The sequence below is a fragment of the Oceanobacillus sp. AG genome (assembly GCF_009746545.1).
GTDB classification, from domain to species: domain Bacteria; phylum Bacillota; class Bacilli; order Bacillales; family Amphibacillaceae; genus Oceanobacillus; species Oceanobacillus indicireducens.
This window is the reverse complement of record NZ_WOWT01000005.1, coordinates 42,335-67,172: the sequence shown is the minus strand read 5'-3', so window position 1 is coordinate 67,172 and position 24,838 is coordinate 42,335. Positions and strand designations below refer to the sequence as shown.

28 protein-coding genes, 2 tRNA genes, 1 other RNA gene and 1 other annotated feature (1 of these 32 only partly in view) are annotated in these 24,838 nt (G+C 39.1%); of the genes, 16 read left to right on the top strand and 15 right to left on the bottom strand.

The window, feature by feature from the left end; all coding sequences use genetic code 11:
* Nucleotides 1–214: a binding site (T-box leader), on the top strand (it extends 18 nt beyond the left edge of the window).
* A 61-nt stretch (nt 215–275) separates the two neighbouring features.
* From serS to GN217_RS03750, 8 genes are all read left to right on the top strand, one after another.
* Nucleotides 276–1,544: a serine--tRNA ligase gene (gene serS / locus GN217_RS03785; RefSeq protein WP_156855322.1), complete on the top strand. Its 1,269-nt coding sequence runs from the start codon at nt 276–278 to the stop codon at nt 1,542–1,544.
* 161 nt (nt 1,545–1,705) lie between these two features.
* A tRNA-Ser gene (locus tag GN217_RS03780) sits at nt 1,706–1,798 on the top strand.
* A 611-nt stretch (nt 1,799–2,409) separates the two neighbouring features.
* Complete coding sequence (proC, locus tag GN217_RS03775; protein ID WP_156855321.1) at nt 2,410–3,225, top strand: pyrroline-5-carboxylate reductase; 816 nt, start codon at nt 2,410–2,412, stop codon at nt 3,223–3,225.
* Between the two features lie 106 nt (nt 3,226–3,331).
* Nucleotides 3,332–3,404, top strand: a tRNA-Arg gene (locus tag GN217_RS03770).
* 240 nt (nt 3,405–3,644) lie between these two features.
* Nucleotides 3,645–5,360, top strand: coding sequence for an acetate--CoA ligase (gene acsA, locus GN217_RS03765; protein WP_156855358.1), 1,716 nt, complete (start codon nt 3,645–3,647; stop codon nt 5,358–5,360).
* A 496-nt stretch (nt 5,361–5,856) separates the two neighbouring features.
* Nucleotides 5,857–6,471, top strand: a complete 615-nt coding sequence (locus GN217_RS03760) for a kinase (RefSeq protein WP_232334322.1) — start codon at nt 5,857–5,859, stop codon at nt 6,469–6,471.
* A 46-nt stretch (nt 6,472–6,517) separates the two neighbouring features.
* Nucleotides 6,518–7,045: a hypothetical protein gene (locus tag GN217_RS03755; protein ID WP_156855319.1), complete on the top strand. Its 528-nt coding sequence runs from the start codon at nt 6,518–6,520 to the stop codon at nt 7,043–7,045.
* Nucleotides 7,046–7,118: 73 nt separating this feature from the next.
* Complete coding sequence (locus GN217_RS03750; RefSeq protein WP_156855357.1) at nt 7,119–7,634, top strand: type 1 glutamine amidotransferase domain-containing protein; 516 nt, start codon at nt 7,119–7,121, stop codon at nt 7,632–7,634.
* 47 nt (nt 7,635–7,681) lie between these two features.
* On the opposite strand, the gene GN217_RS03745 is transcribed toward GN217_RS03750, so the two are convergent.
* Nucleotides 7,682–8,215 carry a cysteine hydrolase family protein gene (locus GN217_RS03745; RefSeq protein ID WP_156855318.1) on the bottom strand — a complete coding sequence of 178 codons (534 nt, stop codon included), beginning with the start codon at nt 8,213–8,215 and terminating at the stop codon, nt 7,682–7,684.
* Nucleotides 8,216–8,349: 134 nt separating this feature from the next.
* On the opposite strand from GN217_RS03745, the gene tadA reads away from it, so the two are divergent.
* The 3 genes from tadA (at nt 8,350) to GN217_RS03730 (ending at nt 10,641) form a co-directional block, all read left to right on the top strand.
* Nucleotides 8,350–8,811, top strand: a complete 462-nt coding sequence (gene tadA, locus GN217_RS03740) for a tRNA adenosine(34) deaminase TadA (RefSeq protein WP_156855317.1) — start codon at nt 8,350–8,352, stop codon at nt 8,809–8,811.
* 70 nt (nt 8,812–8,881) lie between these two features.
* An RNA gene (gene ffs, locus GN217_RS03735) (signal recognition particle sRNA large type) lies at nt 8,882–9,147 on the top strand.
* A 318-nt stretch (nt 9,148–9,465) separates the two neighbouring features.
* Nucleotides 9,466–10,641 (top strand): GNAT family N-acetyltransferase, encoded by a 1,176-nt coding sequence (locus GN217_RS03730; protein ID WP_156855316.1) that lies wholly within the window; start codon nt 9,466–9,468, stop codon nt 10,639–10,641.
* Nucleotides 10,642–11,318: 677 nt separating this feature from the next.
* Here the strand turns inward: GN217_RS03730 and GN217_RS03725 are convergent.
* The 13 genes from GN217_RS03725 to GN217_RS03670 form a co-directional block, all read right to left on the bottom strand.
* Complete coding sequence (locus GN217_RS03725; protein WP_156855315.1) at nt 11,319–12,698, bottom strand: DHA2 family efflux MFS transporter permease subunit; 1,380 nt, start codon at nt 12,696–12,698, stop codon at nt 11,319–11,321.
* A gap of 134 nt (nt 12,699–12,832) precedes the next feature.
* The gene (locus tag GN217_RS03720; protein WP_156855314.1) at nt 12,833–13,222 is read right to left on the bottom strand and encodes a hypothetical protein; all 390 of its coding nucleotides are present in this window, start codon (nt 13,220–13,222) and stop codon (nt 12,833–12,835) included.
* Nucleotides 13,219–13,431, bottom strand: a complete 213-nt coding sequence (locus GN217_RS03715) for a helix-turn-helix transcriptional regulator (RefSeq protein WP_156855313.1) — start codon at nt 13,429–13,431, stop codon at nt 13,219–13,221. Before GN217_RS03715 ends, GN217_RS03720 begins: the two co-directional genes overlap by 4 nt.
* Before the next feature lie 151 nt (nt 13,432–13,582).
* Entirely contained in the window at nt 13,583–13,987 is a 405-nt protein-coding gene (locus GN217_RS03710) for a DUF4181 domain-containing protein (protein WP_156855312.1), read from the bottom strand.
* 49 nt (nt 13,988–14,036) lie between these two features.
* Complete coding sequence (paiA, locus tag GN217_RS03705; protein WP_156855311.1) at nt 14,037–14,552, bottom strand: spermidine/spermine N(1)-acetyltransferase; 516 nt, start codon at nt 14,550–14,552, stop codon at nt 14,037–14,039.
* Nucleotides 14,552–15,286: a hypothetical protein gene (locus GN217_RS03700; protein ID WP_156855310.1), complete on the bottom strand. Its 735-nt coding sequence runs from the start codon at nt 15,284–15,286 to the stop codon at nt 14,552–14,554. The genes paiA and GN217_RS03700 overlap by 1 nt, the downstream gene beginning before the upstream one ends.
* 461 nt (nt 15,287–15,747) lie before the next feature.
* Nucleotides 15,748–15,993, bottom strand: coding sequence for a hypothetical protein (locus GN217_RS03695; protein WP_156855309.1), 246 nt, complete (start codon nt 15,991–15,993; stop codon nt 15,748–15,750).
* A 90-nt stretch (nt 15,994–16,083) separates the two neighbouring features.
* Complete coding sequence (locus GN217_RS18670; protein ID WP_198042583.1) at nt 16,084–16,254, bottom strand: hypothetical protein; 171 nt, start codon at nt 16,252–16,254, stop codon at nt 16,084–16,086.
* A 230-nt stretch (nt 16,255–16,484) separates the two neighbouring features.
* A complete protein-coding gene (locus GN217_RS03690; RefSeq protein WP_156855308.1) occupies nt 16,485–17,015 on the bottom strand; it encodes a GNAT family N-acetyltransferase in 531 nt (176 codons plus the stop codon).
* 28 nt (nt 17,016–17,043) lie between these two features.
* On the bottom strand, nt 17,044–18,054 hold the full coding sequence (locus tag GN217_RS03685; RefSeq protein WP_156855307.1) for an aminoglycoside phosphotransferase family protein: 1,011 nt from the start codon (nt 18,052–18,054) through the stop codon (nt 17,044–17,046).
* A gap of 138 nt (nt 18,055–18,192) precedes the next feature.
* Entirely contained in the window at nt 18,193–18,504 is a 312-nt protein-coding gene (locus GN217_RS03680) for a GrpB family protein (protein WP_156855306.1), read from the bottom strand.
* 11 nt (nt 18,505–18,515) lie between these two features.
* Complete coding sequence (locus GN217_RS03675) at nt 18,516–18,935, bottom strand: hypothetical protein (RefSeq protein ID WP_156855305.1); 420 nt, start codon at nt 18,933–18,935, stop codon at nt 18,516–18,518.
* A gap of 198 nt (nt 18,936–19,133) precedes the next feature.
* On the bottom strand, nt 19,134–19,301 hold the full coding sequence (locus GN217_RS03670) for a hypothetical protein (protein ID WP_156855304.1): 168 nt from the start codon (nt 19,299–19,301) through the stop codon (nt 19,134–19,136).
* Nucleotides 19,302–19,517: 216 nt separating this feature from the next.
* Here GN217_RS03670 and dnaX point away from each other — a divergent pair, with 216 nt between their 5' ends.
* The 4 genes from dnaX to GN217_RS03650 all read left to right on the top strand — a co-directional run bounded on the left by dnaX (nt 19,518) and on the right by GN217_RS03650 (nt 22,591).
* A complete protein-coding gene (gene dnaX / locus GN217_RS03665) occupies nt 19,518–21,212 on the top strand; it encodes a DNA polymerase III subunit gamma/tau (RefSeq protein ID WP_156855303.1) in 1,695 nt (564 codons plus the stop codon).
* Nucleotides 21,213–21,259: 47 nt separating this feature from the next.
* Entirely contained in the window at nt 21,260–21,574 is a 315-nt protein-coding gene (locus GN217_RS03660) for a YbaB/EbfC family nucleoid-associated protein (protein WP_156855302.1), read from the top strand.
* A 180-nt stretch (nt 21,575–21,754) separates the two neighbouring features.
* Nucleotides 21,755–22,351, top strand: a complete 597-nt coding sequence (gene recR, locus GN217_RS03655; protein WP_156855301.1) for a recombination mediator RecR — start codon at nt 21,755–21,757, stop codon at nt 22,349–22,351.
* Between the two features lie 15 nt (nt 22,352–22,366).
* Complete coding sequence (locus GN217_RS03650) at nt 22,367–22,591, top strand: YaaL family protein (protein ID WP_156855300.1); 225 nt, start codon at nt 22,367–22,369, stop codon at nt 22,589–22,591.
* Nucleotides 22,592–22,947: 356 nt separating this feature from the next.
* Here GN217_RS03650 and GN217_RS03645 read toward each other — a convergent pair whose 3' ends face one another.
* On the bottom strand, nt 22,948–23,523 hold the full coding sequence (locus tag GN217_RS03645) for a Uma2 family endonuclease (protein WP_232334321.1): 576 nt from the start codon (nt 23,521–23,523) through the stop codon (nt 22,948–22,950).
* A gap of 485 nt (nt 23,524–24,008) precedes the next feature.
* Here GN217_RS03645 and GN217_RS03640 point away from each other — a divergent pair, with 485 nt between their 5' ends.
* Complete coding sequence (locus GN217_RS03640; RefSeq protein ID WP_156855356.1) at nt 24,009–24,833, top strand: DUF6597 domain-containing transcriptional factor; 825 nt, start codon at nt 24,009–24,011, stop codon at nt 24,831–24,833.
* Nucleotides 24,834–24,838 lie beyond the last annotated feature (5 nt).

Genomic DNA, 24,838 nt, shown 5'->3' with positions numbered 1-24,838 from the left:
AATAGTAGCGGTTATTTCTTCTGTAGAGAGTCGATGGTTGGTGTGAATCGACGTTGAAATGCTGTGAATCCATCCTTGAACTGGTTTATCGAACAGGACTTGTTCCAGAGTAAATAAACCCGGGATCTCTGCACCGTTAATGCAGATCAAGCCGGAAGAGATAGATCTCTTCAACAAGGGTGGCAACGCGGGAATATAAACTCTCGTCCCTATTATTGGGATGAGAGTTTTTTTGATTTTAAATATTTAATAATAAATAAAAGGAGGAAAAGCAAATGTTGGACATGAAATTTTTACGGAACAATTATGAAGAAGTGAAAGCGAAACTTCAGCACCGAGGTGAAGACTTATCAGAGCTGGATACGTTTGGTGAACTCGATGAAAAACGCCGAAAATTGATTGCTGAAACAGAACAGTTGAAAGCAAAGAGAAATGCTGCGACACAAGAGATAGCTAAGCTAAAGAAAGAGAAAAAAGATGCGGATGCTGCGATTCAGGAAATGCGTCAAGTAGGTGAAGAGATTTCCAAACTTGATAAAGACTTGAAGGAAATAGAAGAAAAGTTGGAACAAGTCATGTATTCCATTCCAAACATCCCTCATGAAAGTGTACCAATTGGCGATGATGAAGAGGATAATGTGGTCCAGCGTACGTGGGGTGAGCAGCCGGAATTCGATTTCGAGGTGCAGCCACATTGGGACATTGCGGCGAACTTGAAGATTTTAGATTTTGAACGGGCCGCTAAAGTGACCGGTAGCCGCTTTGTTTTCTACACGGGACTTGGTGCAAGACTTGAGCGTGCATTATTGAACTTCATGATGGACTATCATGCGGATAACCATGGCTATAAAGAGATTCTTCCGCCATATATTGTTAATCGCATGAGTATGATTGGTACAGGACAGCTACCGAAATTTGCAGAGGATGCATTTAAACTTGAGGAATGGGACTATTATTTAATCCCGACTTCAGAGGTACCTGTTACGAACTATCACCGTGATGAGATCATGCTCGATTTACCAAAACAATATGTTGCTTACAGTGCGAATTTCCGGTCAGAAGCGGGCTCAGCCGGGCGTGATACAAGAGGTTTGATACGTCAGCATCAATTTAATAAAGTCGAGCTTGTTCACTTTGTTAAACCGGAAGATTCTTATGACACATTAGAGAAACTAACAGGTCACGCGGAGAAAATTCTGCAGGAATTAGAATTACCTTACCGTGTGATGAGCATGTGTACTGGCGATTTAGGTTTCACTGCTGCGAAGAAATACGATATTGAAGTATGGATTCCAAGTCAAGCTACGTACCGTGAGATATCTTCTTGCTCTAACTTTGAAGATTTCCAAGCAAGGCGCGCCGGCATCCGTTTCCGCCGTGATACGAACGCGAAACCGGAATACGTGCACACATTGAACGGATCTGGGCTGGCTGTTGGCCGTACGGTTACTGCTATTTTAGAAAATAACCAGCAGGAAGATGGCTCTGTTATCGTACCGAAAGCACTCATTCCTTATATGGGTGGAAAAGAAGTTATTAAATAAAGTTTGTTGGCACTGGCTGGTTCTAAAATGCCAGCTAGTGCTTTTTATCATGTATTAACGGTCTGTAATACCCCTACTGAATGAGTTTCACTTTATCATAAATTTTACGAAATGGATTGACAAGCATAAAATATTTATGGTATATTATATCTTGTGATTACGGAGGTATACCCAAGTCTGGCTGAAGGGGTCGGTCTTGAAAACCGAAAGGCGGGTCAAACCGCGCGGGGGTTCGAATCCCTCTACCTCCTCCATTTTTTATAAATCTTCAATCCTTTGAAACGCTTGTTCTTACTGAATGAAGCGTTTTTTTGCTATTTCCCGCTCGAGTTCACGATATTATACTTAGGTTAAAAATTTTTAACGATATCTACTTCTGAAATCCCCTCTTGACAAAGCGCGCGATTCACATTACTATTAACAGAAATAACATACACTTTAGACGATGATCAGACTAGTAGTATGAGAACTGTCCGACAGAAAATGGGATTCACCGGCTGAGAGATCCCTACGCACAAGCTTGTATGAACCTACCTGGGAGTCGTTAGCGATAAACTAACCGCAGGAAACTGTGTTATCAATGAAGAGAGGGCAATTTATTGCCAAAAATAGGTGGTACCGCGGAGCTGATTCCGTCCTTGTTTCAGGGATGGGATCAGCTTTTTTAGTTGTGAATTTTTATCACGTATTAACGGTCTGTAATCCCCCTCCTCTAAACATGAGGGAAACCCAATATGTGAAGGCTGGGGATAAACAGTCCGTAAATCCCTGATTCTGTTCAACTAACATTCAGTGGGGAGGGAAGGCATTCCCCACTGAATGAAGTTTCACTTTATCAAGAAATAGAAAAGAAGAGGTGTTCAAATTGTGTAAACGTATTGTTTTTGTAGGCTGTGGTTCAATGGCTGAAGCGATAATGGCTGGTATGCTGCAGACGAAGACAGTAGATAAAAATGATATTTATGTAACGAATAAACAGGATGAGGGGCGATTGGGTAATATCGAGGCTACGTATGGAGTGCAAACTTCTTATGATAAAGAAAAACTTCTTGATCTCGCAGACGTTGTTATTTTAGCAATGAAGCCGAAAGATTTAGCGGATTCCCTCCATGAAATACGTCCATTTATAAGAGAAGAGCAGCTCATCATTTCAGTTCTTGCAGGCATTATGACAGAAACAATAGAGGAGATAATTGGCAAAAGAAATGCTGTCGTCCGAGCAATGCCAAATACATCTGCGCAGATTGGCTATTCGGCTACTGCGATTGCAGCTGGAAAATATGTCGATCAGGAGAAAATCAATATTGCGGAGAGGTTATTTCAGTCGATTGGAGTAACGAAGGTGGTTGCTGAAGACGATATGCATACGGTGACAGCCATTTCTGGGAGCGGTCCAGCATTTATCTATTACTTTGTCGAAGCGATGACGACAGCAGCGTTAGAAGCCGGTATGGACGAACAGACGGCTGATGCACTTATTACCCAGACCATTATAGGTGCTGGAAAGATGTTGGAACAGTCCGGGGAACCAGCGTCAGTTTTAAGAGAAAATATTACGAGTGTAGGTGGAACAACTGCAGCCGGGTTAGAAACGCTTAAAGCAAATGAATTCGAGAAAATTATTATCGCCTGTATCGAAAGCGCCCGAAATCGCTCCATTGATCTTGGGAGAACGTTTTAAGTATAGAAAAAAGACAGGGAAAAAATTACCCTGTCTTTACTTTCTGCTCTTGGTTTTTCTTCCTAACTTTTGTATAATAATAATGTTAACTATTTTTCTTCACCATGGCTCCGTAGCTCAGGGGATAGAGCGTCAGTTTCCTAAACTGTGCGTCGCAGGTTCGAATCCTGCCGGGGCCGCTTTAACTTTTCATTTATCCACATGTGGATAAATGATTTTTTTATTGAATAGGAAACTATATCACAGGAGGAATTTTTCCTGTGGTTTTCTTCTTTTAGAGGACCGATTCCGAAACTATTCAGCTAAATTACTTTTAAAGTGTCACAAAATGTTCTAAAATGGATGTAAGTTCGTAAAAGATTTACATTATTTTATGTAATAAGAAATGTTAACGGTTACAAGTAAAGGAGAGGTGAATGATGGATATGAAACCAATTCCCGCAAGAGAAGGGAACTACAACTTACAGGATTATGAAGCATACAGAGAGAACTTTTCTTGGGAAGATGTGAAGCAGCATCTTAGTATGCAGCAAACGGGAAAGGTAAATATGGCGTATGAAGCGTTGGATCGTCATGCAGAAGACCCGGAGAAAAGGGACAAGCTCGCATTGATTTATTCGAGCCCGGACCGGGAGGAAACATTCACATTTCTTGAATTAAGTAAGCACAGTAACAAGTTTGCGAATGTACTTCGAAAATATAACGTACGTAAGGGAGACCGTGTATTTCTTTTCATGCCACGCAGTCCAGAGTTTTATGCCGCCTTTTTTGGGATTTTAAAAACAGGTGCAGTTGCCGGACCACTCTTTGAAGCATTTATGGAGCAGGCCGTACGCGATCGGTTAGAAGATAGTGAAGCAAGCATGCTCATTACAACAGCCGAACTATTAGAGCGTGTCCCTTATACGGAACTCCCTCACTTGGAAAACATTATAATTGTTGGTGAGGATTCGAATAAAGAAGGAACGTTCATCAGCTTTGAAGAAGAGATGAAAGCTGCACCAGAGGAATTTGAAATGGAATGGGTCAATTTGGAGGACGGGATGCTTCTGCATTATACGTCCGGTTCCACTGGTAGGCCTAAAGGGGTTTATCATGTGCATAACGCAATGATCCAGCATTATGCGACAGCTGAGTGGGTCCTCGATTTGAAGCCGGATGATGTTTATTGGTGTACGGCAGACCCAGGCTGGGTAACCGGGACAAGCTATGGTATCTTTGCGCCATGGCTCTACGGGGTGACAAATGTCATCCGCGGAGGCAGATTTACACCGGAATCTTGGTATGAAACATTGGAAAAATACAAAGTAACGGTTTGGTATACTGCTCCTACAGCACTTCGTATGCTTGTGAGCCATGGGGAAGATAAAGTAAAACAGTATGATTTATCCGCTTTACGTCATATTTTAAGTGTTGGTGAGCCGCTCAACCCGGAAGTGATTACTTGGGGACTACGTGCCTTTGGTTTACGGATTCATGATACATGGTGGATGACAGAAACGGGCGCACAAATGATTGTGAATCTCCCGTGTAATGAGATTCGCCCAGGCTCTATGGGCAAACCAATTCCTGGCGTTGAAGCGTCAATCATTGATCATGAGGGAAATGAACTGCCGCCGAATCAGATGGGTAACCTTGCGATTAAAGCCGGGTGGCCAGCAATGATGCGCCAGATTTGGAATAACCCGGGTAAATATGAAAGTTATTTTATCAATGGCTGGTATATTTCCGGAGACAGTGCTTACCGGGATGAAGATGGTTATTTCTGGTTCCAAGGGCGTCTAGATGACGTGATTAATACGTCTGGAGAGCGGGTTGGACCATTTGAAGTCGAATCAAAACTCATAGAACATCCAGCCGTCGCGGAAGCTGGAGTTATTGGGAAACCTGACCCAAAACGCGGAGAAATTATTAAAGCATTTATTACACTAAATGACGGGTATGAGGAATCAGAGGATTTACTTCAAGATATCCGCAAATTTGTTAAAACTGGTTTGAGTGCGCATGCTGAACCAAGGGAAATTGAAATCAAAGATACGATTCCAAAAACAAGAAGCGGAAAAATTATGCGCCGTCTCTTGAAATCATGGGAACTTGGACTGCCGACTGGAGATACATCTACATTAGAAAGCTGAATAAAGATAAAAATCCTGCATAAATAAAGATGCAGGGTTTTTTATTAACTCAACTTTCGTACCTAAAAACATCTGATTCGTTCAGATCTGTGAAGCGCTCGTAGCGGATGAAATATATACCTTGACAAGGTCGTTCAAACAAGAAAAAACACCTTAACTTTTGGTATAGTTGATTTGGCTAGAATCACTACCAAAATAGAAGAAAACTCCTACTATGATAACGAATAACAATCAAAATAAGCAACTGCCAAATGCTAATATAGTGTTATTGATTGTACGTATGTTGTCCAAACCAATGCGGACATACTCAGAGGTGCTTCTTCACTTTATAGGAAATTATGTTTTTACTGTAATCAGTTTAATCTCCGTTGTCATGGTAATTATATTTTGGAAAAAGGCATCCCTTTCGAAATGGCAAAAGGTTGGATATGTAACTTGAGTGCCTGTCGCTAGGCATTAAATTTTTTATATAATAATTTTTAAAGAGGTTATGCATTTGAACGAATTAGTAAATGAAATTCTTACTAAATATGATAAGAGACGTGCTAATGCTCCCTATCTTGTTGGTGTCGATGGACTGGGTGGAGCTGGAAAAACAACGTTGGTCCAACAACTGAAAGCGGAACTGGAACATACAACCAAAGTTGTTGTGCTTCATATGGACAATCATATTGTAGAGAGAACTAAACGGTACGACACAGGATATGAAGAATGGTATGAGTATTATTTTTTGCAATGGGATATTGAAATGTTGGAAGAAGAGTTATTTAAAAAAGTTTATAACAACGAATCTAAGCTTACCCTTCCCTTTTATGATATATCAGTCGACCAACATAAAAGAAATACAATATCTATCTCAGAAGACTCAATCATCCTGATAGAAGGTATTTTTCTTCAAAGGAAAGAATGGAAAACTTATTTTGACTTCATTGTTTTTGTAAATTGTTCAAAGGAAAAAAGATTTGCTAGAATTGTAAAAAGGGATACATATCTGGGCGATAACCAAATAATATTGGAAAAATATAAAAAACGCTATTGGTTAGCGGAAGACTATTATCTGGAAACGGAAAATCCGGTGAAATCGGCGGATATCGTATATAATTGTCTATAATAGTTTCCAAAATATTAAACGGTTGATGAAAAAAAGGAAGATACACATGAATCGTAAAACTAATGATGAAGAAGCTGCCATCACCCATTACTATCCAGTGACAAATATAAAAATGCAACCTGGTGACGTGCTCTATTCCCATAAGTATGCCCTTTCTTCATTTTTAGTCGGGCATACCGGAATTGTCGGTACGAATTACCGTATTTATCATGTGAATCGCTGGAAGGGATTTGGCCACGCTGACAGCATGCCAATCTATCTTTCCCGTCACCGGAAGGGCGAATTAATCACCATTCTCCGCCACTCTAATGAACAGGAAGCGATTCACTCGGCAAAATGGGCTATGCAGCATTATGACAAGGTGCAACGCTATACGTATGTGCGCGATTTAACCCGGTTGGAAGCTAATTATTGCTCCAAATTCATCTGGCAAGCCTTTTACTTCGGCACGGGAGGACAAGTGGATTTACTGCAGAAAAGAAAAAGAAAGTCTTATAAAAAATTCGTGATGCCTGGTGCAATTTATCGCCGTCTCGAAAAAATTGCAAGCTTTGAAAATACACTGTACCAGTAATATGGGAATGTTTTAGAAATCATGAAATGGGAAAACCTTATTATGTACAATCATAATAAAGGAGTTGCTAATGATGGGTAAAAAAATTGCTACAGTCATTACAGACCTATTTGAGGACTCGGAATATACAGAGCCGGCAAAGGAATTTGAAGATGCCGGACATGAAGTAGTTACAATTGGTGCAAAGAAAGGTGATACGGTCATTGGTAAGCAGAAGAACGCCAAGGTTGCGATTGAATATGGAATTGATGACGCGGATCCGAATGATTTTGATGCCCTCTTTATTCCCGGTGGTTTCTCACCAGACCAATTACGGGCGGATGATCGATTTGTTAAGTTCGCCAAGCATTTCATGGATGAGAAAAAACCGGTCTTTGCGATCTGCCATGGACCACAGTTACTAATTACGGCAAAAACGCTTGAAGGTCGTGATGCAACAGGCTATAAATCAATTCAAGTCGACATGGAATATGCAGGTGCAAAAGTAAGAGATGAGGAAGTTGTCGTTTGCCAGAACCAGCTCGTAACAAGCCGCCAGCCGGATGATATTCCAGCATTTACTCGAGAATCATTGAATGTATTGAAATAAGTGAAACACTCTCTCAAGTCTTTTTCTTGAGAGAGTGTTTTCAAATCTTATATCGGTTCAATATTTGCCTTCATGACGGAACGCATTAAATAGAGTGCATAATCATTTGTATCATTCTCCTCAGACGCCATACAGTTCTTTGGAATATGCAAGTTCATTTTGTACATATAAGCATCCTTTGCCGTGAATAAAATACAAATATCCCCTGCTATTCCCGCAAGAATGAGCGAATATCGATTTAGATCGGTTAGCAGCGAATGGAGCGGTGTCTGGAAAAAAGCGGAATGCTGTGGTTTAATCAAGAAATAATCGTCATTATCCGGTTTCAGCGCTTCAATTATTTCTTTACTATTATGATTCGTACACTGTCTAATAATTTTATTAAAATCTGCTTGCCATAATCCATAATGGTCATTAACATAGATGACAGGCAGATCGTTTTCCTTTGCAAATGTCTTTAGCTTGATTAGGTTTGGTAAAATCATCTTTGTATTCCTTAATAATTTATCTCCACCGGAAAAATTAAAATCATTAATAATATCAACGAAAACAACCGCCGTATCTTCCAAAATTTGCATCATCTTTGCCCCTTTGTGAAATAATGTTTATCACGTATTAATGAGTTTCACTTTATTATTCCATCTAAAATGAATGTTTAATTAATTATTTCCTTATCTGATAAATTCAAACTTATAAAGAAATGTTGGGTTAATTTATGTCTGATGAAAATTTTATGCAAGCAGCGATAAATGAAGCATTAAAAGCGAGAGAAGTGGATGAGGTGCCAATTGGTGCAGTAATCGTCCTGAAGGGGGAAATTATTGCAAGCGGATATAACCTCCGGGAAACATCACAGCAGACTCTTTCTCATGCTGAGCTTACTGCAATTGAAGCAGCAAATGAAAAAATAGGCAGCTGGCGTCTGGAAGATTGTACACTATACGTCACTTTGGAACCGTGTCCCATGTGTGCAGGGGCCATCGTGCAGTCAAGGATGAAACGTGTTGTATATGGTGCTCCAGATCCGAAAGCAGGTTGTGCGGGAACATTATTCAATCTACTGGACGAACCACGTTTCAATCATCAAGTTGAAGTAACGAGCGGTGTCCTGCAGGAAGAATGTGCGAGCTTGCTTACTGACTTTTTCAAAGCACTTCGGAAGAGGAAAAGTAAGTGATCCTAGCTTTGTTGTTTCATGAAATGTTTTCCATTGCAAATTGAATAGGAAAACGTTATAATGGGACTTACCGTGCTAAGCGGGGAGGTAGCGGTGCCCTGTACTCGCAATCCGCTATAGCGAGGCTGAATCCCTTGCCGAGGTATGGCGACTGTATGGTCTGCCTTAGTGAATTGGTGTTGACGTTCAGGTCCTGCGCAACAGGAACCCACGAACCCTGTCAGGTCCGGAAGGAAGCAGCAGTAAGTGGTCATTCGTGTGTGCCGCGGGGAAGCCTAAGCCGAGCCATGAAGCTAAGAAGCGCATATGGACGTCGTATCGACGTGAGGTGCACGGTATACATATTTCGTGAGCAACGACTTTAGACATCACAAAACGGTGTTGTCTAGAGTCGTTTTTTATTTATCAATTGCATCATGATAAACTAACGGTAGAGCTAATACTCCTCTTTGTTGTAGAAACAAGTTGTCTGAACAACAGGACGAATAATGCAATAGAATACACGAAAACTTTATATCGCAGTGATAAATTTACTTATGACACTACTGCAGGTTAACATACGGAATATGTCGCTTTTTCCTTCAAGTTAAATCCGGGCAATCGTTGTTAAAATGGTTTCATTATGTATCGTTTAAAATTTAAGGAGGTACTGAAATGGGTAAAATCATTGAATTAAATCAAAGTCACTATGACGAGGTATTTTCATTATCCCAATTTGCATTCCAATATGAATTAACAGAAGAGGAATTACATCGAAAAAAGGAAGAAGCGGAAGGATATACTATATGGGGAATGATGGATGAGGAAAAGCTCGCTGCTAAGCTGCATTTGATTCCATTATCTGTATCTATTAATAACAGTCCCTTTCAGATGGGAGGGATAGCTTCAGTCGCAACATGGCCGGAATATCGCAGGAAGGGAATGGTAAAGGAACTTCTGCTTCATGCATTGCAGACAATGAAAGCACAAGGACAGACCATTTCTTTCCTCCATCCTTTCTCTGCTCCATTCTACCGTCAATATGGCTGGGAGATGGCTTTTGCAGAAAAGCATTACGAAATACCAATGAAAAATTTAAAACAGAATTGGGATGGGAAAGGCTATGTCAGAAGAACGAATAGCAACATACCTTTACTGGACTCCATTTACCGCAAGTATATAAAGAATTATAATGGCGCCATCCTGCGAGATGAAAAATGGTGGAAACAACGAGTACTAAAAGATCAGCGTATGATTGCAGTCTCCTATAATGAAGAGAATCAAGCAGAAGGATATATTATTTATCAGCTAAAAGATCGGGTGTTCAAGGTCGATGAGGTTGTCTACTGTACAACGAATGCACTTAAGGTTTTATTGCAATTCATCACAAATCATGACTCTATGGCTGAAAAGGTAGAAATGGTTGTTCCAGAAAATGATTTATTGCCATTACTCGTGAATGATCCGCGCTTCCAGCAAAACATTATACCGTACTTCATGGCAAGAATTGTTGATGTGGAAGCTTTTTTAAAACAATACATGCGTAGTATTCAGGCACAATTTGGTACTTTATCTATTAAACTTGAAGATTCTTTTATAAAAGAGAATACAGGAATATATATTCTTCATGAGGTGGATGGAGAGATTGATATCGTCTACGAGCCAATCATGAATAATATAAAAGATCCGGTAGTAAGCTGTTCGGTACAACAACTTACAACAATGCTCTTAGGTTACCAACGACCGGAAGATCTATACAATTTGGGGCTCATTAGTGGAAATGCCCAAGCAATTGAAATATTAGAACATCTTATTCCAAGAAAACAGACGTATTTTCCAGACTTTTTCTAACTGAATGATTGGTGGGCTATTTTACGAACAATAGAATAAGTAGTTAGGTTGTAGAAAACCGAGTCCATAAGTTTAGTAGCAAGGGAAATCACATACTGGTAGATGATAAACACCGTAGAGGGATGCTATATCCTCTACGGTGTTTATCATCTAGTGAGCCATTCAATATGCCACTACATTTGTACCTGCTAATTGAAGGCTTAATTACTCTCCTAAATTCTTTAACTATTTTCTTAGTTTTGCTTTAGGATAGTAAACCTCATTCTTTATAAGAACGTGTGGGATGTCAGGATGTTCCTGAATCAAGAGCTTTGTATCCTCTTTTGAGATCCCGATAAAGTAATGTACGTCCTTTTCTTTAATCAATTCGTGTTCGTCATCTTCATTAAAAAAATCACAATTACGTAAAACTTTACTATTAGTTAATCATTTTAACATTTATGCTCGCACCACACTGTTTTTATTCCACTTCTGAACAGAACTGCTTGAAGCCACAGAAGTCATGAGAGTAAAAAAATCCCATTTAATGAAACAAAAAATAGATATACCAGTAAACTTTTTTCATGAATTCCTTCAATTGTTCCACATGGGCCAATTTTGTCTGTACTGTCTACTCCACTATGTATATTCAACAAAGGGATATTTCTCCTTTAATAGAAACATTCTTTTTCGTTCCTTTAACTTTCTTCGCGAATAAATACAGAAAGCACCGTACCAAGGATAGCAATCCCAGCCATCACAAGAAGCGCAAATGTCGTTCCCCAGTATGTTCCGACTTTGAATGGTGCGTCCATCACAGAGGTCGTGATACTGATGATGGTAGAAAGTGAGATAATCCCAAACACCATGCCGAATTGCCGTACTGTGTTCACGATGGCAGAGCCGTGAGCCATATCTTGATTATCAAGCACGTTCATGCTCAATGTTACGAGTGGCATAAGGTTTAAACCGAAACCAGCCATGAATAAACAGAAGTACAGCATAATCCAATAGGGCGAGCTTTCCATTGTTACCGTACTCAGTAATAAAAGCGATACAGAAATGAAAGCAAAGCCAATGACTGCAATACGTTTTGTGCCGTACCGATCAAATAGATTCCCTGAAACGATGTTAATAATTGATAATAAAATGGTTCCCGGCACAAGGATAAAGCCGGATAAAAATGCATTTGTCTCGAGCACATCCTGCGCAAACATCGGCAGGATTGTCTCTGCAGATAATAATAACATCAGGTTGATGAAGACAAGAATCATAATGAAGCGGAATGTGGAATGATTGAACAATCTCAAGTCAAGTATCGGTAAAGGTAATCGATATTGCCGTGCGACAAAGAAAATAAGCGAAACTAATCCAATTCCTAGCGGTACAAGCACTAACACATCCCAAAATCCGAGTACACTAATATTACTTAAACCATAAATGAAAAAGGAAAACCCGATAGCGGATAGAATGATGGACGGAAAGTCCAGCTTTGATTGTTGTTTTTCGAGTACGTCCTCCATTAGAAATATCGCTAGGATTAACGTGACAAGTACAATCGGAAGCAGCATCCAGTGCAACGAACGCCAGCTAAAGAAATCAATAATAATTCCTGAAATGGATGGTGCACTTGCGGGGGCGACGTTAACGACTGCACCGAGGAGACCCATGGCGAATCCCCTTCTCTCATAGGGAAATACGGTTAGTAAAATTGTTTGGATGAGCGGCAGAATAATTCCTGCTCCAATTGCTTGGACAACCCGGGCAAATGTTAATGTATAAAAGTCTGGAGCGAATCCACCAATGATTGTTCCAATGAGGAGACAGGAAAGAGAAAAGACAACAAGCGACTTTGACGTAAATCGATTGGATAAGTACCCTGTCATCGGAATAAAAATAATAGTCGTAAGCAAAAATGCCGTCGTCAGCAATTGGACTTGGGTTGCATTCAAATCGAATTCCCGCATGATGGTCGGATAAGCGGTAATCAGCAAGAATTGACTGAATGTAAATAAAAAGGCTGCTGTTATAATGACAACAACAACACCCTTTGATTCGATTCTTTCTTTATTGCTCAAAAGACATCCTCCTCTATTAGTATATTCAAGCTCCCAAATCACCGATATAGAAGCATGTACTTTCAATTTTGAAAAAGCTTTGTAGATGAAGTATAAGCTTTCTGATTGCGAAGGGCGAATTCAAATATTTCAATTCACTTTTTGCTGACAATGAATGCCCCAATTCCGCTCGATAGCATATAAATAAAGATTAAAATCCATAAATAGGAGATGTTCACGTTTTCTAGCCCACTTGCAGTGACAACAGCTAACAAAAGAAAAGCTACAGCAATAAAGCCAGTGGAAAAATAGGCATAATACTTTACCACATTATGAGTTGTCCGCTCATCAAAATCAGGCGTGTCATCTTTTTTCATTCTATTTTTCACTAAATCAATGATAAAAAATAGAATAACAGCTGATAGAGAACCTAAAATTCCTGAAAAGTCTAGCTTGCCAAAAATGAACTGCCCAAACGTCATACCGATCAAACCACCAATACCCGCTAACGTAAATACCCACTTATGAAGCTTTTTCTTTTTCATAATTTCTCCTCCTCTTCTAATATAAATATTTCTTCGATCGGGAGTTCAAAGTACTTTACTATTTTCAAAGCGAGTTCCAGGCTGGGATTATACTTATTGTTTTCAATTGCTGTCATTGTTTGCCGTGTTACTTGTAAATCCTCGGCCATCTTTAATTGTTTAATCCCCCTCTCTCGCCTTATTTTTCGTATATTGTTTCTCACAGGCATTTTTTCACCGCCTAAATGTAAAGAGGTCTTTACTTATTTTATAACATAGGTTATGAAAAATGTAAATAGAACTTTACATTTTGTCATTAAAAAACATCTGTTTCCCCACGTGGAAACAGATGTTGAAATATATTATAGGATAGATTCATCTTTATAAAAACCAGAAGAATTTCTCTAAATTATAAATAAAAACTACGGCGAAAACGAGAATGACGAGCGTTGTGATATACTGCTTGGAGTTCTTCAAATACTTCCACTCCAAAAAGGCTTGAAAACCGATAAGTATAATCATATACAGAATCCAAAATCCTTTCATCGCCGCCGAACTTTCTGATAAAACAACAAATGGAATCGCAACGAGGAAAGGAATAACAATAATTGTTTTTCCCCATCGATCGACGTTTTTACCAGGTGTTCGAGAAATTTTCTGCTTCTTTACCCCTAATAATTTGTTTAGTCCTTTTTCAACTAGGAAGATGACAAGAAAAAGGATGATGAGGACGAGTAGAGCATGATAAAAAAGTATGAAAATGATGGTCACTTCCTCTCTATTCATCCTACAATATCATAAAATACCTATTATCTGTGTTCATTGCATCGAAATATTAAAGTATTTTCGTCATAATATAATCTACTTGCTCATCATCTCCCATATAAAAGGAATGAGCACCGGTTTTAATGAAGCCTAAGCGTTTATAAAAAGCAATCGCGTTTTCATTCTTTTCCCATACCCCCAACCAGATTTTCTTTTTATGGAGGGATTCTGCAATTGCTAAAGCTTTATTGAATAAGTATTTTCCTAGGCCATTTTTGTGGAAAGCCTTTTGTATATAAATCCGCTCAATTTCAAGAGAATCTTCACCCATTTCCTCTGTCTGGGCATCACCGACATTCACCTTTAAATATCCGGCAAGCTCCCCATGAAAGTAAAGGAAAAAGAATTGGGAAGATGGATTCGATAATTCCTTTTTCAATTGTGCTGGGTGATAAGCTTTATCCATATAAGCTTTCATATTTTCTGACGTATTGTACTCTTTAAATGTTTCATTGAAAGTTTCATAACTAATTTCTTGAAGCTTCTGCAGATTCTCTATACTGCATGGTTGTAAGTGTATTGTCATTATAAAATACTACTCCTATCTTCTTTTATCGTGATTCTTCCTCGAACCATTTGAAAACTAATGATCGCAATCCAGATTGTAAATAACAACCCGATCGCTTCATTAAAATTGTGCATATTTTGTTTTGCTTGCATTAGGAAGAACCAAGCGACGAGATAACCGAATAACTGGGTAGCTCCAACGATACATCCAAATATACCAATCTTTTTCAAGGAATCGAATGTATAGAAGCCGATCGAATGAATCATAACCCAGCAGCTTAAACAAAGGTTGGCTAGAATATACATACTGACCGAAAGTCCGCCTTCTAGCATAGCCCACTCATATAACAGAACAGCAAAAGAATGGGTCACCGCATCTTCCGCTGTGCGGTACAAGTTAAACGCATATTCGACGGTCACTGCTTGGAGCATCAGGGATACTCCATACAAAATAAATCCGGAACAGCCCGCAACTAATGCGATAGTATTTTTTAATCGAAACTCTCTCAATTCTTTAAAATGGACGTACAGACCAATCGGTAAAAGGACGGATAGCAACATGACTAAGGCTTTACTTCCGTGGTCAAAACCTAAAAGACCTGGAAAACGACTGTAATATGTGATGCCTGTCTGTGCCATTGTGGCTTTATCAGTGATGGCCACAGGATTTAACTGATTAAATATAAGATAAATGACCATCCAAATTATTAGAATGGAAACGTGTATGAAACCAGCCCAACCAATTGCCTTCAAGATTCCTCCCCCTATGTCGCTTGTCTATCACGAGTTATATTTATTGAATACTCAACTTTCGCAGTCTAAAACAGTAAGCTATCCCTGGTATAATTAGTACAACCAGTAATTCATTGTAGCTTTGGTCACGATTCCAAGACCTTACTCAAGGGAGTAGAAACGTTTTAACTTTTAATTGCCCATTTGAACAAGTTCTGAATTCATTCGTGCAATAAGAGCTGCTCTAATCCCCCGAATGAGCAAGATTAGAATTTATTCGTGTAATAAGAGCTGCTCTAATCCCCCGAATGAGCAAGATTAGAATTTATTCGTGTAATAAGAGCTGCTCTAATCCCCCGAATGAGCAAGATTAGAATTTATTCGTGTAATAAGAGCTGCTCTAATCCCCCGAATGAGCAAGATTAGAATTTATTCGTGCAATAAGAGCTGCTCTAATCCTCCGAATGAGCAAAATTAAGATTTCATTCATGCAATAAGAGGTGCTGAATATGAAGCTTTTTTCTGGAGGTATGAAAAAAATATAATTCGTGTCTCGGTTTTTCTTTTTGTAGTTTTGCATGCCTCTGGAGAGCTTCCATCGAATTGTCAAAGTAGTCAATTACAGCTATATCATCAATCTTCCGGTAGTTATTGTCTGAATGAGCCTTAATCGCTTCAAAAACAACCCATTTATTTGGATAAGTTAACCGAACCTCTTCCCATAGCATGCTTTAACCTCCTTAAACAATTAATCCCTAATCATAATATGTAATAGAAAAAAATTTAAGATGAATTAATAGTTTATCAAATAATATATTTTAACTTTTGAATTCTTTTGAATTAGCATGCAGTATCTTCTTTAAAGTCGAATGGATATTTTGCAAGGTTAATAAAATAAACCCGAGCATAACAAATGTGACGATTTCTCCCGTAACTATCGATAGTCCCGCTAATAGCACAGCATATATAACGTAAAACCAGTTATTCATGTGTAATCACCTCCCTAATACTTTAATTATCTACAAAATGCTCTTGTTTTATTAGAATTACTCAAACATCCTATTTTGAATGATTAGATGAACACAGTGTTTACTCAGTATCGGAATATTAGCTACTAGTGGTCGTATCGCTAAATATAAGGCTTTCCACAGCTTCTTTCGCCCTCGTACCTAAGTTCCATAGCATTTTTATTTTATAGTTTCCTGCTATAAAAAAAGTCTTAAACTAATTTATACATAAGAATATCATCTACATATTCCGTTTCATTTAATTTAATCTCCTTAATTTTCCTCCCCTCTTCGACAAATCCCATACTTTTATATAAAGAAATCGCCCGTATGTTTGTTGAAAATACCCCAAGACTTACCTTTTCAATCAAGGGATTCCTTTCCGCCCACCGCAATAGCTCGTTAATGAGCGCCTTACCAATGCCCAGTCCCCGGTAATCTTTCTGGATCATCATTCCGAATGATCCGGTATGAAGCAATCGTTTCCGTTTTGGTGATTGAATGACTAACCAGCCAATAATTTTCCCTTCTATTTCAGCAACTAAAATTGTTTCCCTCTCATTTTCTAAAATTCTCTTCATCCACTGTATTTGATCTTTTAAAGTATTTCCGAATTCCTTCGATACCGTGATCAAATATTCATTTTCTGCAACCACTTCTTTTTGGATATTTAATAAAGCTTGTGCATCTTCTAATTTTCCTGTTCTGACCCAGGCCTTAATATTGTCTCCCGTTACAGCCATAGACTATTCCCCTTTTATCCATGTCATCTTAATCTACAAGACTAGCTATTAATTCCGTATAAGGTGATGCCCATTCGGAAAAGGATAAAGAATCATCCCAAGTAGCTGTTTTCGTTGCCTTTCCATTACCCCAATCCAAAACTCTCTGGTGTAGCATATGTACCTTTAAGCGACTCTTTATGAAATTCCTACCACTCCATCCTTCAAAATATTTATTTAGCATATGCTTTGCAATCCCTGTTTCATTATGATTGAGGTAATAGGTCACCATTTTAATTAAATCTGAAACCGGATCTCCAAAATAAGAATTTGTAAAATCAAATACACCACTAATGCGCCATCCGCTTTCCCCTGAATTTACAAGGAAGTTACCAGGCTTGAAATCTCCCATTATAAAGGTTGGTGAGTCCAGGCTATGAAAGGCTTCCTTAGCCTCTGCTAGTAGTGACCGAGACCACTCTATATCTTCATCGGTGATTGTTGAATATTTTTTCGCGTCTTCCAGCCAGAACATTATCCGCTGGAAAATCCAGTCGGTATAGGTAGGCTTAAGAGGAGTAATCTTCATTGTTTCTATATGAAGCTCACCAAAGTCAGCTACTTTCCATTTATGGAAGATAGTTAATGTGCTAGCGATTGATTCAGCTATTTGTAATTTGTTTTCTTTCGTGAGTGTATTTTTCAACTGTGCAGAATCGATATGCTCCCCCGGTAAGTGTGGCATAAGGGCGTAACTCCAACCGAAAATATCAGAAGACTTATCAATGAGATAAGGAATTGGAACCGGCGTATCTGTTCTTTTCTCGATATTTTCAATAAAAAAATTTTCCTCTTCCAATTGTCCGTGATAAAGCGGATTTCCTTTTAAAATAAAATCCCCTTTTGTAGAGGAAACGAACATCGTTTGCCCCATTGCACCTAGCTCTGTTTTTCTGGATGAAAAGAGAGTGCCTAGATTAAATCGATCAAGCATTGCTTGAAGCTGGTTATGATGTATGGTACCGAGCTTTTTTGATGCAAAAATTATTTTAGACGTCATGTTAATTCACCTATTATTTATTTTGTTTAAATTCCCTAGAATAGAGGGTATTTCCCGCAAATCATCGATAATAAAGTCTGCTTGCGGATGATTCCATTGTTCTTGTAAAAATTGGCTTCCCTGTTGGTACATATGAATTTAGTGTGTTCTCGGCTCGCCTTTATTAAAATAGTGTCGCTCCAGTAAAATATTCGTTCCCTTATAGGAATAACCTAATTCTTTTAATGGTGAAACACACAACTCTCCATCCGAAAAGCTTCTAAGTTCGATACCAATATCTATAATCGGTTTGGCAGATAAATGCTTTACTGCTGTACTCCCGATATGGTGAATGCCAACAATATACTTACCAATTTGAGTTTCTATTCTTTCTTTTTCCAATTCAAATTCTCGCTCCCACTTTTCCGACCACGGAATTAAATAGACTGCTCCTTTTGGTAGTCCGAGCATAGGCTCCCTCCTTACTTGGATTCGACTGTATACTCTATTTCTTCTTCAAATAACTCACCAGTCACTGTTTCCCATGCTACTGTAATTGTTATATTGCTAATCTCATCACGCAATTTGTCAACATCAAAATCAGGCAGATCGATAATTAATGGAAAAGAAGTGAAGGACTCATCTAAATCCCTGTGTTCACCGGATGCTCCAATACGAAATGATTTAGGATAATTTATTTCATATGAAAAGTTCCGTAGTTGATCGCTGCCTAGATATTCCAACGTCCCATTTCCAATCTTTTCATGTTCACCTAGTTCATAATTTATTGTAGATTCCCATGTATTACTACTTCCTTCAGCCTTTGTAATTTGTTGTCCAGAACAACCAGTGAGCAACATTATAGTGATAAACAGTATTAAATTGAATCTGCTTTTTACCATTTCTTCCCCTTTCTTTTCCGGTCAAAAAATCTTTGCTGATTTAAGCGTATCTGTTCATGCCCTCAAACAGATGATTATATTCATAGGCATCATATATGACAGCGGGATATTGGTTAGTATTGTAATTGATCTTCTCGGCATAATGAGAATAACTGTATTACTTGTTTCCTTATCCTGGCATCAAGGCTCCCCCGGAAATCATTTTTGCTTTTTCTCTAAATCTTGCACCCTATTTTCCAATTCCATTATCTTTTCCCTTAATTCATCCGTCGGTTTTTTCATTCGTTGAGTCAATCCTCCAATTATGCCAAGTACAGCTATAATCACGATGATTAACCCTATTACAAACATGAGGATGATCTCCATTTTATTAACTCCTTTCTGGTTGAACATAATCATTTCATGTATTCGGTAATTTCAGTCTACATGAAATGATAGTTTAAAGAAATAGTTTCTAAATGAAAAGAAAATAGAAAATGAAACCCCTCCTCTAAGTTTTTCAGGATGTTACCCTTCATCAGTTCACAATCACCCCCTAAATCGGGTATAATTAGAAGTAGAATGTAGAGGAGAGTCTGTATCATGAGCTATCAAGCTTTATATCGCGTTTGGCGGCCTCAAGTCTTCGAGGACGTTGTTGGACAAACACATATTACACGTACCCTGAAGAATGCTATCCGTGAGCAGAAGTTTTCGCATGCTTATTTATTCACCGGACCTCGTGGAACAGGAAAAACGAGTGCAGCGAAGATTTTTGCGAAAACGATTAACTGTGAACAAAATCCAGATGGAGAGCCGTGCAATGAATGTAATGCATGTCGCGGGATTCAGGATGGGTCAATTTCCGATATTATTGAGATTGACGCTGCGTCGAACACGAGTGTCGATGATATTCGAGAAATCCGTGATAAAGTAAAATATGCACCGAGTGCCGTTTCCTATAAGGTTTATATTATTGATGAGGTTCATATGATCTCTGTGAACGCATTTAATGCGCTCTTAAAAACTTTGGAGGAGCCACCACAGCATGTCGTGTTTATTTTGGCGACGACCGAACCACATAAAATTCCACTGACAATCATTTCCCGCTGTCAACGTTTTGATTTTAAACCAATATCCAATGAAGCAATTGTCGGCCGGATGAAAACAATCGTTCAAACAGATGAACAGAACGTGACTGACGAAGCACTGGATGCGATTGCCCGGACGGCAGAAGGTGGGATGCGTGATGCGCTAAGTATTCTAGACCAGGCGATTTCCTATAGTAGTGAAGAGGTTACGTTAGAGGATGTGCTCGCTGTAACAGGCGGGGTTTCTCAAGGAATTTTAACGGAAATTACAAAAGCAATGGTAGAAAAGGATGTACAGCATGCAATCAAGCTGCTCGATACGATCATCCAGGAAGGGAAAGACCCTGGACGTTTCGTGTACGATCTCATCTACTTCATGCGTGATCTGCTGCTCTATAAGAGTAATCCGGACTTGGAAGGAATGCTTGAGCGCGCCCGGGTCGATGAAGCTTTCCGTGAATTGGCAGAGCTAACACCGGTTGACTGGATTCAAGAGGCGATCACCCGTCTGAACACATGCCAGCAGGAAATCAAGTGGAGCAACAGTCCGAAAGTATATATTGAAATAGCGATTTTAACGATTACGAATGGGTCTGATGCTGCAGGGAATCAAGCTGGAGTGGCAAGTGATGAGGTACTTCGTTTAACCGAGAAGCTTGCACAGGTTGAGAAGCAACTTGCCCGCATGAAGGAACAGCCGCCGGCCGCTGCAAGTGAGCCGGTACCACAGCGCGAGCAAAGACGTGCTCCGTCCCGTGGATCAAAGAGCAGCTTTAAAGTTCCAACTGAACAGATCTATGCTGTTTTAAGGGAAGCGGAGAAGCAGGAGTTACGCCAAGTACAAGGAAACTGGGCGAACTTTTTAGAAAGGCTTAAAGGCACGAATGCCCCGGCCCATGCAACGATTCAGGACAGTAAACCGGTTGCAGCTTCACCGGACGCGCTCGTTGTTGCATTTAAATATGAGATTCACTGTAATCTTTTCCTCGATAATCGGGAATTGGTTGAATCTGTTCTCGCAAGTGTCGTAGGAAAACAGCTGCAAATTATTCCAATCCCTGAGGCAAATTGGCTGGAGGTCAGGCAAGCATTCCTCGATTCTCATGAAAAGGATAAGCCTGAGGAAAATGAAGCGGAACAAAGTGACCCGCTCGTTGAAGAAGCAAGGAAACTTGTCGGTGATGATTTATTAGAAATAGAAGAGTAAGACTCTTTTTTAAAAAATATAAGAAATGATAATGAGGAGGTATTTCCATGAGAGGAAATATGAATAATATGATGAAACAAATGCAGAAAATGCAAAAGAAAATGATGAAGGCGCAAGAAGAACTACATGAAATGACGTTTGAGGCTTCTGCCGGCGGTGGTATGGTAACTGTAACGGCGAATGGCAAAAAAGAAGTCACAGATGTAGAAATTAAAGAAGAAGTAGTCGATCCAGATGATGTTGAAATGCTGCAAGATTTAATCATCGCCGCAACGAATGATGTGTTGAAGCAAATCGATGATAAAACAGAAGCAACGATGGGACAGTTTACAAAAGGCTTAAATATGCCTGGAATGTTTTAATAAACGCGTTTCGACGGGTAACCTCACTCGTATGAATCGCTTTCGGCTTGAAGTACCTGTTTTTACACGTCCGGCAAAGCACCCAGCAGCTAGTAAACTTCAAACTCGTTGCTAAACGGGTGCTTGCGTCTTTGTATTAAGCAGGTGCTTTTTGCCCTTATCGTTTAGGAGGCATAATGAATGTATTACCCAGAACCGATATCAAAGCTGATGGATAGCTTTATGAAATTGCCAGGAATTGGCCCGAAAACTGCTGTTCGTCTGGCTTTTTATGTTTTGAATATGAAGGACGATGATGTCTTGGACTTCGCGAATGCATTAGTGAATGCGAAGCGCGAACTGACCCACTGCTCGATTTGTGGTCATATTACAGATAAGGAAATCTGTGCAGTCTGCTCGGATTCAAGTCGGGATGGGTCGATTATTTGTGTGGTGGAAGATCCGAAAGACGTCATCGCAATGGAGAAGATGAAGGAATACAATGGTAAATATCATGTTCTTCACGGTGCAATTTCGCCGATGGACGGAATTGGACCAGAAGATATCAATGTCCCTGATCTAATAAATCGCTTGAAAGATGAAGAGGTTGAAGAGCTGATTCTGGCGACCAATGCCAATATAGAAGGGGAAGCAACTGCAATGTATATTTCCCGATTAGTGAAGCCATCTGGCATTCGTACGACAAGAATCGCCCACGGACTTCCAGTAGGCGGAGACTTGGAATATGCGGATGAAGTGACACTATCAAGGGCATTAGAAGGAAGAAGAGATTTATAAGATTGGGTGAAGAACATGGCAAGAAAGCTGAAAAAGAAACATATAGATACGGAGTTACTTGATAGTATTTTTGCTTTAGAAAGGGAATGGAAGCAAATTCGCGAGCTGGGGATGAGAAGCATCGATCGGACCTTGGAAAGTATAGCCGCAGAACAAGTCGCACAGGCAAAATACTTATACTTGCTCCGCGAAGCAAGACGCCGCAATGTAAATGCATTATATGTACAAGATAAGAAATGAACAGACGCCTGGACGTCTGTTTTTTGTTCAAAGATAAGAAACTATAAAATAAAGATGCTGTGATAACCTCACAGGTGCAGCCAGATATCTTTTCATTTGGCGTCTTGGCTGCAGAAGCATACACCGCAGTGGCCCCATGTCAAGTTTTTCGGAACTTATACCGAGGGTATGTGTAGGTACTTTAATCGTTAAGCACACGCCACGAAGGCAAAAATACTCTACGACGGTGAGCATCCTAATATCCGTGGGTTTTCATACTAAAGTTAATCGAACGCGAGTTTTTTACAGATGTTCCGTGGACTAACATTAAAACAAACAACAGCGAGATATTTGCTGTTGTTTGTTAACTTTTGTATTTAATCAAAAAACAAATTTTTAGTTTCGATTTTAAAGTTTTCAAATAGTCTAGAAGTCGCTATCTCGTTTTCGTTGACTAAATCAAATTGCACCTCTGCATTTTCATCAAGTGTATAAATCATTATGCGGTTTTCCATTGGATCAACAATCCAATATTCCTTAACTCCATGTTCCATATAAAGATTTAGCTTTCTTACTAAGTCGTGAGATTTATTTGATGGACTTAATATTTCAATGATAAATTCTGGTGCTCCTACATATTCATTTTCAGTGAAGTTTTCCGGATTACATGTCACAAATAAGTCAGGAACAACTCTTTTATTTTTATTATTCTCGTTTTGTTCAAACATTACATCCGTTGGTGCAGAAAACACTTCACAACCGCTATTTTTTAATGAATTATGCAGTTCTCCGTGAAGAAAAGACGATATCCTTTGATGTTTTATACTTAGAGATGGGGACATGTAAATAATTCCATCAATATATTCCAATATTTTATCCGTTTGTTGTTGTTTCTCTTCGAATTCTTCATAGGTGTTGAAATTTTTGTCTGTTAAACTCAAATCAATCACCATCCTTATTTAAATTATAGCCGAATTCTTATTATAAATAAATTATATACACCTATTAACTTTGCCATCCAAAACAGGAATTTACAATGTGTTTTTAATCAAACTTTATTTCAAAGCTACAGGTGATTGGGGATGTTAAGTTATCTCAACAAGAAACCTTTGATGAATTGTTAAAAAACTTAAATACATGGAAAGAAAAATATGATGTTAAGCGAATTGGTTTGTTTCGGTTCCTACAGCCACAAGGAGCAAAAAGATTCCAACGACATTGATGTGATAGTATCAATGTCTCTTCGATTCCATTGCTCCCTTCGCCTTGGATGGTAATAGTAATATTTATCACTCTGGTTAATGTATTTGCACATGATTTTTCTTTAATATTTTTCACCGGTGATTCAAAAGGTATCTTTGCTGAGAAGAGTTTAGCTTTGACGTAAACTGAAAATATGGTATATGTTATTTAGAAACAATTGAAGGTAGTGATTGTTATGACTCTTTTTCGTACATACCGTCCAGATTCCCCCTTGTCGGCTTATATAAATATTTTTTGGCTATATAAAGGCTATCACCCACCTCACAAAATGGAGCGAGTACTTCCGGACGGCTCTATGGAATTGATTATCAATCTTAAAGAAGACTTGATTAATGTATACGATCAAAAGAATCATGAACAGTTCAAAAGTTTACGTGGAAGCTTGATCTCTGGTCCGCATTCAAATTTTGCTGTTATCGACACAGCATGTCAAGCGTCAACCATAGGGGTTCATTTTAAGCCCGGTGGTGCTTTCCCATTTCTTAACCTACCGGCTGATGAATTGCGTAATGAGCATGTGTCGTTTGAGGAGCTTTGGGGAACAAAAGCTACTGAAATGCGTGAACAGCTCCTTAATACCGAAATGCCGCTTGCTAAATTCCAAATTCTCGAGCAATACTTAATGGGGGTGCTGACTCAAGCTTCCCTAAACCATCCAGCTGTTGTCTTCGCACTAAAGAAATTTCAGGGTTTCCCCCATCAATGGAAAATTGCTGATGTGACTGAACAAATCGGTTTGAGTTCACGGCGATTTATTCAGGTATTCAAGGAAGAAGTCGGATTGACACCCAAACAATTTTGTCGTGTTCAACGCTTCCAGAATGTACTCCGTCTTATCGAAGGTGGGGAACCAGTCGATTGGACAGATATTGCTTTAACCTGTGGCTATTATGACCAAGCACATTTCATCCACGACTTTCGGTCTTTTTCTGGCTTTAGCCCAACAACCTATCACTTGCATCAAGGTAAACATAAAAATCATGTTTCGCTTGGCAGGTAGGGTCA

Bases quoted from the DNA above. Each gene is read 5' to 3' on its own strand.
- serS (WP_156855322.1), top strand. From the start codon at position 276: ATGTTGGACATGAAATTTTTACGGAACAATTATGAAGAAGTGAAAGCG.
- acsA (WP_156855358.1), top strand. From the start codon at position 3,645: ATGGATATGAAACCAATTCCCGCAAGAGAAGGGAACTACAACTTACAG.
- GN217_RS03755 (WP_156855319.1), top strand. From the start codon at position 6,518: ATGAATCGTAAAACTAATGATGAAGAAGCTGCCATCACCCATTACTAT.
- GN217_RS03750 (WP_156855357.1), top strand. From the start codon at position 7,119: ATGGGTAAAAAAATTGCTACAGTCATTACAGACCTATTTGAGGACTCG.
- GN217_RS03745 (WP_156855318.1), bottom strand. From the start codon at position 8,215: ATGATGCAAATTTTGGAAGATACGGCGGTTGTTTTCGTTGATATTATT.
- tadA (WP_156855317.1), top strand. From the start codon at position 8,350: ATGTCTGATGAAAATTTTATGCAAGCAGCGATAAATGAAGCATTAAAA.
- GN217_RS03730 (WP_156855316.1), top strand. From the start codon at position 9,466: ATGGGTAAAATCATTGAATTAAATCAAAGTCACTATGACGAGGTATTT.
- GN217_RS03720 (WP_156855314.1), bottom strand. From the start codon at position 13,222: ATGAAAAAGAAAAAGCTTCATAAGTGGGTATTTACGTTAGCGGGTATT.
- GN217_RS03715 (WP_156855313.1), bottom strand. From the start codon at position 13,431: ATGCCTGTGAGAAACAATATACGAAAAATAAGGCGAGAGAGGGGGATT.
- GN217_RS03710 (WP_156855312.1), bottom strand. From the start codon at position 13,987: ATGAATAGAGAGGAAGTGACCATCATTTTCATACTTTTTTATCATGCT.
- paiA (WP_156855311.1), bottom strand. From the start codon at position 14,552: ATGACAATACACTTACAACCATGCAGTATAGAGAATCTGCAGAAGCTT.
- GN217_RS03695 (WP_156855309.1), bottom strand. From the start codon at position 15,993: ATGCTATGGGAAGAGGTTCGGTTAACTTATCCAAATAAATGGGTTGTT.
- GN217_RS18670 (WP_198042583.1), bottom strand. From the start codon at position 16,254: ATGAATAACTGGTTTTACGTTATATATGCTGTGCTATTAGCGGGACTA.
- GN217_RS03690 (WP_156855308.1), bottom strand. From the start codon at position 17,015: ATGGCTGTAACGGGAGACAATATTAAGGCCTGGGTCAGAACAGGAAAA.
- GN217_RS03685 (WP_156855307.1), bottom strand. From the start codon at position 18,054: ATGACGTCTAAAATAATTTTTGCATCAAAAAAGCTCGGTACCATACAT.
- GN217_RS03680 (WP_156855306.1), bottom strand. From the start codon at position 18,504: ATGCTCGGACTACCAAAAGGAGCAGTCTATTTAATTCCGTGGTCGGAA.
- GN217_RS03675 (WP_156855305.1), bottom strand. From the start codon at position 18,935: ATGGTAAAAAGCAGATTCAATTTAATACTGTTTATCACTATAATGTTG.
- GN217_RS03670 (WP_156855304.1), bottom strand. From the start codon at position 19,301: ATGGAGATCATCCTCATGTTTGTAATAGGGTTAATCATCGTGATTATA.
- dnaX (WP_156855303.1), top strand. From the start codon at position 19,518: ATGAGCTATCAAGCTTTATATCGCGTTTGGCGGCCTCAAGTCTTCGAG.
- GN217_RS03660 (WP_156855302.1), top strand. From the start codon at position 21,260: ATGAGAGGAAATATGAATAATATGATGAAACAAATGCAGAAAATGCAA.
- recR (WP_156855301.1), top strand. From the start codon at position 21,755: ATGTATTACCCAGAACCGATATCAAAGCTGATGGATAGCTTTATGAAA.
- GN217_RS03650 (WP_156855300.1), top strand. From the start codon at position 22,367: ATGGCAAGAAAGCTGAAAAAGAAACATATAGATACGGAGTTACTTGAT.
- GN217_RS03645 (WP_232334321.1), bottom strand. From the start codon at position 23,523: ATGGTGATTGATTTGAGTTTAACAGACAAAAATTTCAACACCTATGAA.
- GN217_RS03640 (WP_156855356.1), top strand. From the start codon at position 24,009: ATGACTCTTTTTCGTACATACCGTCCAGATTCCCCCTTGTCGGCTTAT.